A 13,499-nucleotide genomic window follows, 5' to 3' on the forward strand; every position below is an offset into this window, starting at 1 on the left:
TAGTTATTCCTCATTTCTTTTAATAAAATTTGATGGCATTAATTGATCTTTTTTCAAATAATGTTCTTCATTTTCTGGTTTGACCTGGTCAGCTTGGGTTAAAACTTTTTTGAATTTCTTATTGAAATCAGCACGTGGAATCATCACGATATGTCCACAGCCTAAGCATTTAACCTTAATATCCGCCCCTAAGCGAATAACTTCCCAGCGATTTTCCCCACATGCGTGAGGCTTTTTCATTGTGATAATATCTCCAAGTTTAAACATACAATTCCTCTAATCTAAATGGATTCCTAATATGTCTAAAATACGGTTCAAATCTTCCGTATTTGTAAAATCGATTTCGAGTTTTCCATGACCGCTGCGAGTTTCTTTAACTGAAACTGGCGTATCAAAACGTTCCACCAATTTTTCTTCAGTTGCCCGAATGTAAGGTGACTTTTGAGCAACTTTCTTTTTCTTCTTACTATCATGTTTTGATTCAGTAGCTAACTGCTCGAGTTGACGAACTGTTAAATCTTCACTGACTGCACGCTTAGCAAGTTTATCAATTTGATCTTTATCTTTCAAACTGAGCAAGGTTCTCGCTTGTCCCATTGAAAGTTCACCGTTTTGAACTAATTTCTTAGTTGCATCAGGTAAATTCAATAGTCGCAAGTAGTTAGCAATGTAAGGACGACTCTTGCCTAATCTTTGGGAAACCTGTTCTTGAGTAAGATTCAATTTCGTAATCAAGGTTTGATATGCATCAGCCTCTTCAAGTGGCGTTAAATCTTCACGTTGTAAGTTTTCCAAAACAGCGATTTCCATCATCCCTGATTCACTCAACGGCCGAACAATAGCTGGGATAGTGGTTTTCTTAGCAATCTTACTTGCACGGTAACGTCTTTCACCAGCGATAATTTCAAAACCATTGACACTTTCACGAACAATGATTGGTTGGAAGACACCATTTTGTTCAATGGAATGAGCTAATTCGTTCAAAGCATGCTCATCAAAAGTTTTTCTAGGTTGGTACGGATTAGGACGAATATCATCGATCGATAGGTCAACAACTGTCTCACTATTTTCATCGATGGCTTCGAATTCAGAAAAAATCGCGTCGATTCCTCTGCCTAAACCTTTTTTATTTTTGCTTGATGCCATTACGCTTTAACACCTCCTTAGCAAGATCACGATAAGCTTTAGCCCCCTTTGACTTAGCGTCATAGTCAACAATGGGTTGTCCATAACTAGGTGCTTCAGCTAGACGTGTGTTTCGAGGAACGATTGTTTTATAAACTGAATCGCCGAAATATGATTTAACTTCGTCGACAACTTGAGCGCCCAAATTTGTTCGAACATCAAGCATGGTGATCAAAACTCCTTCGATAGCTAAGTTAGTATTGAAATGTTTTTGAACTAAACGGATAGTGTTCAACAATTGACTCAATCCTTCCAGCGCATAATACTCACTTTGAACTGGAATAATAATTGAATCACTTGCTGTAAAGGCATTAGTTGAAAGTTGTCCCAGTGAAGGTGGGCAGTCGATCAAAATAATATCGTATTCTGAATCGACCTCTTCAATTCCAGCTCGTAAACGAGTTTCACGGGCCATCATGGAAGTAAGTTCCATCTCTGCACCGGCCAATTGAATTGTTGCAGGAACAATATCAAGATTTTTATGTTCAGTATGAATAATCGTCTTCTTGAGCGGATATTCATTTACTAAAACATCGTAAACATCTTTTTCAACATTGGCTTTTTTAATACCTAATCCGCTGGTTGCATTTCCTTGTGGATCAGTATCGATAATCAATACTTTTTGACCCATATCAGTTAAACATGCTCCCAAATTGATGGTGGTTGTGGTTTTTCCGACACCACCTTTTTGATTTGCAACAGATATTTTTCGTGCCATTTTATTCCCCTATCTCTAGAAATTGCCGAACAACTTCACAAAATATTTATCTATGGTAATCACTCTTTGGCGCTTTTGCCATAACTCTATAATCTTATCATTTTTATTCAATTGTTTAATAGGTTTGCCGTTTCCGGAGCCAAGAAAGATTAACTGGCAGTGCGGACCGGTCTGAGCCAAGGTCTCAGACCTCAGTTTGAAGCCTTGCAAGCAAGTCTCCAAACATGCCCGGTGCTGTAAGGCCGAGAAAACCACTCGACCTAACACCACTTTCACTGCCTGTTAATCTTTCTTGGCTCCTCCGACTATGGTATTTGTTATATTAATATTTTTAGATTAGTGACTACTTCACGAGTGGTTTTTTAGCGGGTGTTCCTGGTTTACGAGGGTACTTCTTCGGTGTTTTGTTAATTTTACTTACAAAGATAAAATTACGGATTCCAGCGTCGTTTGGTAACTCGACTGATTCTTGTTGCTTAATTTCTCCACCTAATGTTTGGATAGCAAATTTTGCTGTTTCCAATTCTTCTGGGGCTTTTTCGGATTTCATTGCAACAAATTGACCGCCAATTTTAACTAATGGTAAACAAAATTCTGTTAATACATTCATGGCTGCCACGGCTCTGGCTGTTACTACATCAAATGATTCACGGAATTGGGGATTTTTACCAACTTCTTCTGCACGTCCATGAACTAAATTGACGTTATCCAAATTCAACTTGTTAACTAATGTATCTAAAAACTTGATCCGTTTATTCAACGAGTCAACGATGGTAATTTTTAGTTTTGGATTGATAATTTTTAATGGCAATGATGGAAAACCTGCTCCTGATCCGACATCACATAAGGTTAATTCTTCATTTAATAATTTTTCATCCACAAATCCTAAGACGATTGAATCATAAAAATGTTTCAAATAAACTTGGTCTTCTTCGGTAATTGAAGTTAAATTCATAACCTTGTTGGTCTCGACTAATTCATGAAAATAAGTTGCGAACTGATCTTTCTGTGTTGCACTTAAATCAATGCCCTGTTTAGCTAGAGCTTCAAAAAATTCTTCCGGTTTCATTGACATACCTCCACTCGTGAAACACATGTTTCACACCCTTTTATCCTATATTAATGAGAGCGTTAATTCAATGATGAGTTCAGAAAGTCTTTTTAAATTATTGTTGTACTTGCAACAAAATAGTTTTATTATATTCTTAATTTATTTTAACGGAGGTTACTGATGATTAGCGTTAAAAGTACAAATGAACTCAGTCCTAAAGAATTGATTGATATTTTAAAAGCTCGTGTAGCTGTTTTTGTAGTTGAACAAAACTGTCCTTATCAAGAAGTGGATGATGATGATTACAACGACTTGCATGTTTGTTTAATCGAGAATGGCGATTTGGAGGCCTACACACGTATTATCGACAAAGGTGACCATATTACTTTCGGTCGTGTCTTAGTTGTTGAGAAGTATCGTAAGCATGGTTTAGGTGCAAAAATTGTCGGTGCAACGATTGACGAGATCAAAAAACGTTTCCCTAATATGCCTATTCAAATTCAAGCACAGGCTTACTTACAGGATTTTTATGCGGGATTTGGTTTCAAAGCTATCTCCGAAGTGTACTTAGAAGATAACATCCCTCATTTGGACATGTTAATGAAATAAAAAAGTGTATCGGCAAAATATGTGAATTGGTTCTTTCTCAACTTTGGTCATAGAAGTAAATATAAAAAGGGCTAGATATTTTTTCTTGGTATCCAGAAAAAATATCTAGCCTTTTGATTACGTTAAATCTTAATTTTTCCAATTTATTTAGTAAAAAAGCGTCCAATCATCAAATGATTGAACGCCGTGTCGCCCCTGCCAAGGAACTTAATTTTAACACATCTCAGCGCAACCTTCAGGTAAGCAATCGCATTTAACATGTTCAGGAGCAGTTGCCAATTTCCTATCAAGTGTCTTTTGAAGCATCTTGATATCTGCTTGGCTAATATCCATTGTTTCAATCAATTCATCTAAGACTGAACCAGATTTATGGGCACAAAAATCGGCGAATAAACTATTAGCATATTCATTCATAGTTGCCTGTTCTTCAACCGTTGCAGAATAAATGTAACGTCCTTTTTCCTTTTCACGGCTAAGGAATTCCTTTTTAGTCAAACGAGTGATCAATGTCTTGATGGTGGAATCAGACCATGTTTGTTTCTTTTGCATCAGATTGATTATTTCGGAACTTGTCACATGTTTCAAGGTCCAGACAATTCTCATAATTTGCCATTCAGCTGAAGAAATCTCAACTTTTTTCTGTTCTTTCTTTACGGTATCCATCAAAACCTTCCTCTCATAATGACAACATTATATAACAACTGTCGTCTGCAAACTGGAGAAATGAGATGATTGTCATAAATTAGACCTTTTTAATTAGCCAATTCTTTCTTTTCATCATAAACTTCAACACAATAGTCTTTTTGACCACAGGCTGGACAAACAAGTTTTCTAGCTCTTGCGTTGTGCTTCCCCCAAAAAGCCGCCCAAAACTTTGGTTTAAATTCGGTATTACAGTTCGGACAAATATAATTGGTATTTTGATAATAAAAGCGGCTTAACCAAGCGGCCATTACCAAAACCAATGTCATTCCTAGCGCAAATGGCAACCAATCGCCCTTCATAATTCCCCAAACTAAAGTACCAACTTCAATAATGTCTAGCGGAAAACCCAAAAGCAACATCTTCATATGAACTTTTCTTAAAGCTTTTTTATTTTTCATAATATTTTCGATATCTCCAATGTCTTTAATTTTTACTTGGTCGATTTGTGGCAAACTACGCTTTATTTCTTCAATTTTTTTTATTTGTTCTTTGGAAGTTTGTAATTGTGTTTTTAAACCTATCAATTGTTGATCCAGCAAAAGGTTCATAACTTTCATTGAATTATTACTATCCAGAATTTCACTAATTGATTTTAGCGTTAAACCTAAATTTTTTAATAATAAAATCAATTTCAGTTTATTTAAATCCGCATCGGTATAAATACGTTTGCCATTAGCATAAATTTCACTCGGCTTTAGTAAATTCTTTTTATCATAGTACTGAATTGTTCTGACCGAGACTTGAGTCATTTTGGCTAACTCACCAGTCGTATACTCGGACATAATATTCACCTCCTTGATTCTATTTATAGCTTATTACCTTAGGTCGTCTGCAAGCTTTATTTATGGAAAAAAGCATAACGGCGTTTTATAATGAATTTGCATAAATATATTTGTTAATGTTATTTACAGAATTTGTATATACCATTGATATAAATTCGGAATTATCATAAAATATTCTATTATCAGTCAATATTGAGATAGGGGGAATTAATACGAAATATAGTTTTTTTGTACAGTCACAAGTAAACAAAAGTGACAATTCAGTTTTTGGCTATGAAGTACTCTTGCGTAAGGAAGATAATGGTGCTTGGCACTTGCCACAAGACTTTACGGAGTTATCCATTGAAGATCAAGTGCAATTGGTCGAGCAAACGGCTGCTGTCATTAAGAAGAATGCTGGTAGTAACAAGGTTATATCATTTAATTTAAATAGTGAACAAGCCAATGATCCATATACACTTGGGGAAGTAATTGCCTTAAAAAAACGTATTAACCCCGTTGCCCTAACAATTGAATTGACTGAAGCAATGCCTTTGGAACAAATCAAACAATTTAGCGTCCTACTTCATCAATATGGTATCTCATTAGTTATCGATGATGTCGGTACCGGTTCAAACACCTTTGATAATATCAAACATCTTTTACCTTACGTTGATAAAATCAAACTAGCAATGCAAAACCTTCGTATGTCTGGAAAAGCTAATAAGATTCCTGAATATGTTTCATTCTGGGTTCAACAAGCTGAAAGATACTGTCTAGACATGGTTCTAGAGGGTGTTGAGGATGGCAAAGATCAACTACTTGCTAAGAAATACGGAATTAATATTCAACAAGGTTACCTTTACGGTAAGCCTGTTATGCCTTAGCCATAGATACTGAATTAATTTAAGTACACAAGCAAAAAGCAGTTTAACAATCTTTCATGGTTGTTAAACTGCTTTTATTTTTGTCTGCCGTCTCCGGGAGCAAGGGATTTAGGTTGCTGTGGGGACCACCTGGAGCCAAGGTCTCCAGGTTCGATTTTGAACTTCGAGAAAATCACTCGAATTTCAAAACTCGTCCCGTGGTGTAGGCGCTAAAGCGCCAACGCCACCTTCACTGCTACCTAAATCCCTTGCTCCCTCCGACTAGTTCATTCGCTATTTCTAATAAAATTGCCCAATAGTTTGAAGTTTCGTCGATTTTTTACACTTAACTGAAGATAAAAAATCACCTTCATCAAATTATCTTCTATGCCAAAGCATCCCAAGCTGACAATACAACGGGTTCTTGATTATACTCGGAAAGTTCTTTTTCGGTTAGATACTTTTTATTGATGACAACATCATAGACGTAGTCTTCAAACCACTTTTGGTCCATTGTGTAATAACCTTTTTCGCCGTATTTTTCGCCCCATGAGTTTTCTACTTTCCAGCGATTTGGTTGTCCTTGAATAAGGTTTACACCGGTTAAGGTCATTGCATGGGAAACTTCTCCTTGGCCGTAATCGAGTCTTTGAGCTTTATCCATTTGTGAATCAATCCCGAATAGTTGGTCATATTGATAAATATTTCCTAACAAATACCCATTTTTACGGTCAGAATCTTCTAGCACGTCGTTTCCAAACCAAATTGGATCATTGCCTTTTAGTTGTTCAATGGCCAATTCTTGAAGGCGTTCCATTGGTAGGTTGAGAAACTTTTGCGTCTTACCTCCTACCATGCTGCTTTCGGTATCAATTGAATATACTTGATGATATTTTTTATTTGTCTGTGGTGAGTTTACTAAATCAACAAAATCATCAACATCAATCGTAAAGTAACGTTTTAAAAATTCTTTAGGTGTGATTTTGTCAGCGGCGATTAATTTACCATCGTCTGCTTGTAATGACAATTCAAAATCAGTTGGTGGCATTCCGAATGAGTAAACACATAACTTGTAAACTTCAGCCAACATGTCATCGAGTCGCTTATCTAACTCATCTTTGGTTGCTTTATCATGCACCATTTGTCTCAATTCAATCCCATTTTTACGGAGCAATTTGCCTAGTACATCGTCAAATTCAGTTGTATTATCTGATGCACTCGTTTCAGGCATGACGTAATTTGGCACGACACCATATTTTTTAACTAAATTGGCTGCATTTTGCCATAATCCGCCGTCACCATTAGGATAGGAGAATAAAGAATTGACCTTTCGATCTTCGACTGGCAAATCAGCCGTCTGCAAAATTTCTTGATAAAAATAATTTGATTTTTCTAGACGATCCCAGAATGATAAATAATTTTGAGAAAGCTCAAAGTCTTTCAGATTATGCTTGTTAGCAAAATCAGTTCTCAATGTGTTCAAGGCTGAGAACAACCAGCAACGTCCAGAGTGCTTTTGATCAGATACTTTTCCCGTATCAACAGTCACGTTGAATGACGGATTAAGGATCGTTTTTACTTCCGGATTTTCAGTAGCACTAAATATTCCAACTTGTGCTACTGCATTTTTAAGAACATTATTAATTGCATCTTGATTTAAGTTCTTGTTAAAATCTGCTAAAATCTCTTTATTGATTTCTTTTGTCAATTCAATCACCTCGTTGTTTAACTATATTACAACATTTCTAATTATATTGGAGAAAAATTATGTCTAAAGTTATAAAAATTGCTTATTTGTACGAAGATTTAATGAACACTTATGGAGATAGCGGTGACGTTAAGATTCTTAGCTTTCTTCTTAAAGAACAAGGTTATGATACTCAAGTCGATAACATTAGTTTGGAAATGAAATTCAATGCTTTCGATTATGACTTCCTCTTCTTCGGTGGTGGCCAAGATTTCGAACAATCAGTTGTTGCAACCGATTTACAAAGACATCGCCAAACTATTCAAAACTATATTGAAGCTGACAAACCTATGCTTTGTATCTGTGGTGGCTACCAATTCCTCGGTAAATATTACGAAACCAGTGGTGGTCAAACTATCCAAGGCCTTGATATCCTACCTTTCCATACCGTATACAAAGCTGACAGTCGTATGATTGGTGACACAGAATATAAGACTGAATGGGGAACTGTTCGTGCTTTCGAAAACCATAGTGGTAGAACCTACTTTGACGATAAGAGCAAATTAAAACCTTTCGGTGAAATGATTGAAGGATATGGTAACAATCCTGACGACAAGCAAGAAGGTATGCATTATAAGAACGTTATAGGCAGTTACTCACACGGTCCTATTTTGAAAAACGAAAATGTTGCCCGTGCCATTGCTGATAAAATTATTGCTTCACATAAACAACGTATGGCAGCAATCGTTAAATAAAAAAACATCAAATCCATGACGGATTTGATGTTTTTTTATTGTCTATTGTAACGCCGCTACCTGACGCACCATAGCTAATTCTTCATCAGTTGGAATCAATAGAACTTTAATAGCTGAATCAGGACTACTAATTAAGCCTTCTTTTCCAGCTTCATTTAATTTAGCATCTAATTTAACATTAAAAATTGCCAATTCATCAATAATTTGTTGACGTAATTGAACATTATGTTCGCCGATTCCTCCAGCAAATACCAAAGCATCAGCACCATGTAGTTCAGTTATATAACTACCTGCATATTTAACGATTCGGTTAACAAAAATTTCAATAGCCAACTTAGCTTGAGGATTAGTTGCTTCTTGAGCTTTAATTTCACGCATATCCGGTGAGATACCAGAAACGCCAAGTAGACCAGATTTTTGATTTAACATCATCATGATTTCATTTGGATCTGTAACGTTTAATTCTTTCATCAAATAAGGTACTAAGGCTGGATCAACATCACCAGCACGTGTTCCCATCGTTACACCAGTTAAAGGTGTGAATCCCATTGAAGTATCAAAGGCTTTCCCATCTTTAACTGCCGCTAATGAAGCGCCACTACCTAAATGCATCGTTACAAGATTGATTTTATCTTTAGGCATATCTAATAATTCAGCTGCACGCCCCGTCAAGTAACCATGAGAAATTCCATGTTCACCATAACGGCGAATTTGATATTTCTTCGTCAATTCATAAGGCAAACTATAAATCGCATTCATTTCAGGTAAGTCCGTAAAGAATTGGCTGTCAAAAACAGCATATTGCTTAACATCAGGCAAAGTCTTCGCCATTGTTTCAATCCCTTGAGCTTCCATTGGATTGTGCAGTGGTGCAAAGTTACTGAGTTCTTTAATTTGCTTCAAAACTTCAGGTGTCACTTCAACAGCTGATTTAAAAACTTGTCCACCAGCAACTACACGATGTGCTACCGCTGTGATCTCACTCAAGTTTTGAATAATTTCCAAACGTTGTAATTCGTCGAAAACCATTTGTGCTGCGTGAGCTTGGTCCAAGTTATCAACCGTTGTTTCAAATTTTTGGTGATCACCGTATTTAATTGTAAAAATAGATCCTGGCATACTGATTCTTTCCACTAAACCATTGGCTAAAACAGTCTCAGCGGGCATTTCAAACAATTGCCACTTCAAGGATGAACTACCAGCATTAATAACTAATGTCTTTTGCATCGAAATCACTCTCCCATGTAATAGCATACCGGATTTTCTGAAAATTTGTTGAGATTTATTTAAATATGCCGCCTTCAAGAGCAAGAAATTTAGGTCGCTATGGGGACCGATTGGAGCCGAAAGGCGGTCTCCAATCTCGATTTTGAACCTCGCATAAACCGCGAGTTTCAAAAGTCGTCCCGTGGTGTAGGCGCTAAAGCGCCAACGCCACCTGCACAGCGACCTAAATTTCTTGCTCTTTCCGGCTAGTCCTTTGTAATGAAATAATAATTGATTAGCAATCTTATTCGCTTGTACCATAAAAATAGAACGTTTATATTCCTTGCACTCATTAAATTACTTAATGTATAGGACCTTGCACAACGCGTTATTCCAAAGCAAAGAACACAATTAATTCAGAAGAAATTAATAATTCAGAATATCATCAAAGTATTATTGACGAAAAAATATACTTCAAAAACAGTGCATATAACGTTTCTTGATTTTTACTACAATCTTGAATCATCTTATGCACTTAACCGAGTATTGAAAAAAAAATACGCAAACTCAAATACTCAAAATTATCCAAAACGACAAATACCCTAGCTGGAGGGAGTAAGTAATTTAGGTCGCTGTGAAAGTGGCGTTATGGCTTTAGCCATTACACCACGGGACGACTTTTGAGACTTGCGGTTTTTGCAAGGCTCAAAATCGAGTCTGGAGACCTTGGCTCCAGACGGTCCCCATAGCGACCTAAATTACTTACTCCCGGAAGCGGCACCAACCTAATTATCCAAAAACTTATTAGATTTCAATAGAGCAGTAGAAATAGCCGGTGCAATTATAATTGCGACAATCATTTCAGGAACTCCATTTGTTCCGACAATGACCAATAATAATTTATTCAACAAATCAGTTTGAGTTGCGTATGCTTGTGCCATTGCGCTAGCGTACATTAGTCTCATCAAACCTAAAACTAAAACTGTATTCGTCAGTGAGCCTGCACCTGATGCAAGCGCCATACCTAAAACTTTCTTATTTGTATGATTTTTAAACCATAAATAAATCCAGCCAGCAACTAAACCAACGATCACTCGAGGTAAAATTGCCACGATTGGATTTGTAAAGACTGTTGTATCAATAATTGATGTTGGACTAGTGAAAGCACGAATGACCGTACCAATTCCCCAAACTAGACCAACGATTGCCCCATCTTTTGGACCTAATAAAATTGCGGCTACGATTACAGTAATATGAATAATTGTAATATTTATAAAACCAGTTGGTATGTATCCTAAAAACGGTACCATTGATTGTACAAAAATTATCGCAATCAGCACACCCAAAATTGCTGTCCGATACGCCTTTCTTCTTTGCAAAATACACGTACCCCTCAATATTAATTTCCTTAATTTTAACCGATTGCTCATTAAAGAACAAAAAAAAGTCTATGAAAAATAATTAGAGCTTGTCTTCATTTTGGTTATACATGAAGGGACAAAATCACTTTTGTCTTAAACCATGCGAATAAATGTGAAACAAAACATAACTTTTTCCGCTTAAAACAAACAGCTTCAGCAATCCAAGGTCGGATTACTGGAGCTGTTTGTTTTAAGGCTCGAAAACTGAACATGTTTTGTCCTACTCTCTACCTTACAATTTTCAATACTCAATTATTCATTTTCTGCAGCATCAACTGCTTTAATAACTGCATTTCTAAAGCCATACTCTTCCAAAGCTGCCACACCGCGGATTGTTGAACCACCTGGTGAAGTAACTTCATCCTTCAAAGCAGAAACATTTAAATCTGATTGTTTAGCTAATTTACTTGCACCAATTGCCATCCCAATAGCGGCATCATAGGCTAACTTACGACTCAAACCATGTTTCACGCCAGCATCACTCAAAGCTTCGATGAAGACATCTAAGAAAGCTGGAGAACAACCAGCTACCGTTCCTAAAATACCTAGTTCATTTTCAGGAACTTCAACTAATTGACCTGTATAACCTAAAACAGAACCAATCTTCTTCTTGTCTTCTGGTGTAAAGTCATCTGAATACGTAATTCCAGTAAATCCGGCACCAACTTTAACTGGTGTATTTGGAATTGCATGAGCTACTTTAACATCACCCAAAAGTTGCTTAAGATGCGTTACAGAAGCACTACCTGTGAAAGCCACAATTAATTTACCGGCAGCAATTTCCTTCAATTCTTTCGCAACACTGCTCAATGCGTCAGCACCAACTGCAATGAAAATAATCTCTGTATCTGCTAATTGCTTTACTTTCTTGACCATTTGAAAACCTAATTGATCACACAAAAGTTTTGTTCGATTTGAACGGCCACCTTTGACAATAATATCTTCAGAATTGTAACCATTCTTTACTAGACCCGTTATAACGGCTCCACCAATACTACCTGCGCCAATAAATCCAATCATGATGTAATTCTCCTTTATCAAACTTTGTAATTATTATATAACAAATTAAAAGCAAACATTTTCTTATACGCTTCGTCTCATGTATCCTATAAGAGTACAGAGGGGGTGAACGATATGAAAACATATCGCACACGAGCAGAGTTAAAATACGAAGTTAAAAATTTACTCAAGGGTAATTGGAAAAAGGCTATTTTACTATACCTAATTCCACTGATTATTTTTGTCCTAACAAATGGCTACAATAATTCCAATTCACGCGCGACTTTCAGATACAATACATCTAGTTTTGATATTGGAACTTTCTCCAAAATTGTTACTACTTTTGGAATCATTGGTTTTATTACTAGTTTAATTTTCTTATTAATCAATTTATCAGCTAACTTTCGGGCTTTTGATTGGTTAGGTGACCACGACCTTGATTTCGATCCCATCAAAAGTAATTTCACTTACTTTAGAAGTCCTGATTGGTGGCAATTAATTTTCATTTACGTAATTATTAATATTTTTACCTTTTTATGGACCCTATTATTGATTATTCCTGGAATTGTCAAAGGCATTGGTTACTCACAAACGTATTTTGTTTATAAAGATCTCAATGACCGCGGCTTAACTGATGGTTATTCGTTAACGACTTACATTACAAAGAGTCAACAATTAATGATGGGCAACAAGTGGCGTTACTTTGTTCTCCAACTTAGTTTCATTGGTTGGTGGATTCTTGGCGTTATAACTTTAGGAATCGGATTTATTTGGATCTTCCCATATTACAAACTTACAATGGCCAACTTCTATCGCGATTTGGTTGAAAAAAATTCTACATACTTATAGCGAGAAAGTGGGACAAAACATGGTCAGCTTTCGGGCATTAAAATAATAGCGCTAGCAATCCGATTTTGGATTACTAGCGCTATTTGGTTTAAGCGGAAAAAGCTATGTTTTGTTCCACGTTTAAGGGCACCGATAGTCTTGTTTATTTTAATTTACCATTGCATATAAATTGGCATCATGGAAAGCTCCATTTGAATAAATCTCATCCTTTAACTGACCTTCCAAAACAAAACCAACTTTTTTTGCGACCGCATTACTGGCTTCATTAACTTGTTCAGCTAGCAACTTAATCTTATGTAAATTTAATTCTTCAAAGCCTATTTCCAATAGTTTACTTAAACAATCAGTCATAACGCCGTTACCCTGATATTCACCACCAAGCCAATAACCAACTTCAGCTTTTTCATTATCAGAATCGATGTTATGAAGATCAATCATCCCGACAGCTTTGCCATCAATAATAATACTTGCATTCCAGAGTTTCTGTTCTGCGATTCGTCCTTCACAATATTCCAAAAACACTCGTTCATCTTCCACTGACTTAGTTGAATCACCCCAGGGCATAAACTTAGCTAACTGTGGCCGAGTCTTTTCTATTTGTTCGTACAAACTAGCAGCGTCATCAGGATCAACTAGACGTAATTTCACATTTGGGCGCACCGTCCATTCTTTCATAACATCACCTTC

At 36.4% G+C, this 13,499-nt stretch carries 15 protein-coding genes; 4 read left to right on the plus strand and 11 right to left on the minus strand.

The annotated features are described in order from the left end of the window. Positions 1 to 3: 3 nt before the first annotated feature. From D1B17_RS12235 to rsmG, 4 genes are all read right to left on the minus strand, one after another. Positions 4 to 267, minus strand: coding sequence for a DUF951 domain-containing protein (locus tag D1B17_RS12235; protein ID WP_120141306.1), 264 nt, complete (start codon positions 265 to 267; stop codon positions 4 to 6). A gap of 9 nt (positions 268 to 276) precedes the next feature. Then, positions 277 to 1,146, minus strand: a complete 870-nt coding sequence (locus D1B17_RS12240; protein ID WP_120141304.1) for a ParB/RepB/Spo0J family partition protein — start codon at positions 1,144 to 1,146, stop codon at positions 277 to 279. Further along, positions 1,127 to 1,903: a ParA family protein gene (locus tag D1B17_RS12245; protein ID WP_120141301.1), complete on the minus strand. Its 777-nt coding sequence runs from the start codon at positions 1,901 to 1,903 to the stop codon at positions 1,127 to 1,129. The genes D1B17_RS12240 and D1B17_RS12245 overlap by 20 nt, the downstream gene beginning before the upstream one ends. A 343-nt stretch (positions 1,904 to 2,246) precedes the next feature. Beyond that, entirely contained in the window at positions 2,247 to 2,972 is a 726-nt protein-coding gene (gene rsmG / locus D1B17_RS12250) for a 16S rRNA (guanine(527)-N(7))-methyltransferase RsmG (RefSeq protein ID WP_120141296.1), read from the minus strand. 162 nt (positions 2,973 to 3,134) lie between these two features. Here rsmG and D1B17_RS12255 point away from each other — a divergent pair, with 162 nt between their 5' ends. Next, the gene (locus tag D1B17_RS12255; protein ID WP_120141294.1) at positions 3,135 to 3,563 is read left to right on the plus strand and encodes a GNAT family N-acetyltransferase; all 429 of its coding nucleotides are present in this window, start codon (positions 3,135 to 3,137) and stop codon (positions 3,561 to 3,563) included. Between the two features lie 213 nt (positions 3,564 to 3,776). On the opposite strand, the gene D1B17_RS12260 is transcribed toward D1B17_RS12255, so the two are convergent. Both D1B17_RS12260 and D1B17_RS12265 read right to left on the minus strand, forming a co-directional pair. Continuing rightward, entirely contained in the window at positions 3,777 to 4,226 is a 450-nt protein-coding gene (locus D1B17_RS12260; RefSeq protein WP_120141292.1) for a CopY/TcrY family copper transport repressor, read from the minus strand. 89 nt (positions 4,227 to 4,315) lie between these two features. After that, positions 4,316 to 5,050: a MerR family transcriptional regulator gene (locus D1B17_RS12265; RefSeq protein ID WP_120141290.1), complete on the minus strand. Its 735-nt coding sequence runs from the start codon at positions 5,048 to 5,050 to the stop codon at positions 4,316 to 4,318. A gap of 206 nt (positions 5,051 to 5,256) precedes the next feature. Here D1B17_RS12265 and D1B17_RS12270 point away from each other — a divergent pair, with 206 nt between their 5' ends. Beyond that, positions 5,257 to 5,916 (plus strand): EAL domain-containing protein, encoded by a 660-nt coding sequence (locus D1B17_RS12270; protein WP_120141288.1) that lies wholly within the window; start codon positions 5,257 to 5,259, stop codon positions 5,914 to 5,916. Between the two features lie 364 nt (positions 5,917 to 6,280). Here the strand turns inward: D1B17_RS12270 and D1B17_RS12275 are convergent, their stop codons facing one another. Beyond that, the gene (locus D1B17_RS12275; RefSeq protein ID WP_120141286.1) at positions 6,281 to 7,603 is read right to left on the minus strand and encodes a C1 family peptidase; all 1,323 of its coding nucleotides are present in this window, start codon (positions 7,601 to 7,603) and stop codon (positions 6,281 to 6,283) included. Positions 7,604 to 7,659: 56 nt separating this feature from the next. Between D1B17_RS12275 and D1B17_RS12280 the strand changes: the two genes are divergently transcribed. Then, positions 7,660 to 8,337: a type 1 glutamine amidotransferase gene (locus D1B17_RS12280; RefSeq protein WP_205880169.1), complete on the plus strand. Its 678-nt coding sequence runs from the start codon at positions 7,660 to 7,662 to the stop codon at positions 8,335 to 8,337. A 42-nt stretch (positions 8,338 to 8,379) separates the two neighbouring features. On the opposite strand, the gene D1B17_RS12285 is transcribed toward D1B17_RS12280, so the two are convergent. From D1B17_RS12285 to proC, 3 genes are all read right to left on the minus strand, one after another. Beyond that, the gene (locus D1B17_RS12285) at positions 8,380 to 9,564 is read right to left on the minus strand and encodes an acetate/propionate family kinase (protein ID WP_120141282.1); all 1,185 of its coding nucleotides are present in this window, start codon (positions 9,562 to 9,564) and stop codon (positions 8,380 to 8,382) included. A gap of 764 nt (positions 9,565 to 10,328) precedes the next feature. After that, positions 10,329 to 10,973 (minus strand): ECF transporter S component, encoded by a 645-nt coding sequence (locus tag D1B17_RS12290; RefSeq protein WP_166806688.1) that lies wholly within the window; start codon positions 10,971 to 10,973, stop codon positions 10,329 to 10,331. A 243-nt stretch (positions 10,974 to 11,216) separates the two neighbouring features. Further along, positions 11,217 to 11,984 carry a pyrroline-5-carboxylate reductase gene (gene proC, locus D1B17_RS12295; protein WP_120141278.1) on the minus strand — a complete coding sequence of 256 codons (768 nt, stop codon included), beginning with the start codon at positions 11,982 to 11,984 and terminating at the stop codon, positions 11,217 to 11,219. A gap of 114 nt (positions 11,985 to 12,098) precedes the next feature. Between proC and D1B17_RS12300 the strand changes: the two genes are divergently transcribed. Then, positions 12,099 to 12,812: a DUF975 family protein gene (locus D1B17_RS12300; RefSeq protein ID WP_120141276.1), complete on the plus strand. Its 714-nt coding sequence runs from the start codon at positions 12,099 to 12,101 to the stop codon at positions 12,810 to 12,812. 147 nt (positions 12,813 to 12,959) lie between these two features. Here the strand turns inward: D1B17_RS12300 and D1B17_RS12305 are convergent, their stop codons facing one another. After that, positions 12,960 to 13,487: a GNAT family N-acetyltransferase gene (locus D1B17_RS12305; protein ID WP_120141274.1), complete on the minus strand. Its 528-nt coding sequence runs from the start codon at positions 13,485 to 13,487 to the stop codon at positions 12,960 to 12,962. Positions 13,488 to 13,499 lie beyond the last annotated feature (12 nt).

This window comes from Companilactobacillus zhachilii, from assembly GCF_003606365.2.
In the GTDB taxonomy this organism is placed as follows: Bacteria; Bacillota; Bacilli; order Lactobacillales; family Lactobacillaceae; genus Companilactobacillus; species Companilactobacillus zhachilii.

Coding starts and splice junctions, on each gene's coding strand:
- D1B17_RS12235 (WP_120141306.1), bottom strand. CDS start 267: ATGTTTAAACTTGGAGATATTATCACAATGAAAAAGCCTCACGCATGT.
- D1B17_RS12240 (WP_120141304.1), bottom strand. CDS start 1,146: ATGGCATCAAGCAAAAATAAAAAAGGTTTAGGCAGAGGAATCGACGCG.
- D1B17_RS12245 (WP_120141301.1), bottom strand. CDS start 1,903: ATGGCACGAAAAATATCTGTTGCAAATCAAAAAGGTGGTGTCGGAAAA.
- rsmG (WP_120141296.1), bottom strand. CDS start 2,972: ATGAAACCGGAAGAATTTTTTGAAGCTCTAGCTAAACAGGGCATTGAT.
- D1B17_RS12255 (WP_120141294.1), top strand. CDS start 3,135: ATGATTAGCGTTAAAAGTACAAATGAACTCAGTCCTAAAGAATTGATT.
- D1B17_RS12260 (WP_120141292.1), bottom strand. CDS start 4,226: ATGGATACCGTAAAGAAAGAACAGAAAAAAGTTGAGATTTCTTCAGCT.
- D1B17_RS12265 (WP_120141290.1), bottom strand. CDS start 5,050: ATGTCCGAGTATACGACTGGTGAGTTAGCCAAAATGACTCAAGTCTCG.
- D1B17_RS12285 (WP_120141282.1), bottom strand. CDS start 9,564: ATGCAAAAGACATTAGTTATTAATGCTGGTAGTTCATCCTTGAAGTGG.
- D1B17_RS12290 (WP_166806688.1), bottom strand. CDS start 10,973: ATGAGCAATCGGTTAAAATTAAGGAAATTAATATTGAGGGGTACGTGT.
- proC (WP_120141278.1), bottom strand. CDS start 11,984: ATGATTGGATTTATTGGCGCAGGTAGTATTGGTGGAGCCGTTATAACG.
- D1B17_RS12300 (WP_120141276.1), top strand. CDS start 12,099: ATGAAAACATATCGCACACGAGCAGAGTTAAAATACGAAGTTAAAAAT.
- D1B17_RS12305 (WP_120141274.1), bottom strand. CDS start 13,487: ATGAAAGAATGGACGGTGCGCCCAAATGTGAAATTACGTCTAGTTGAT.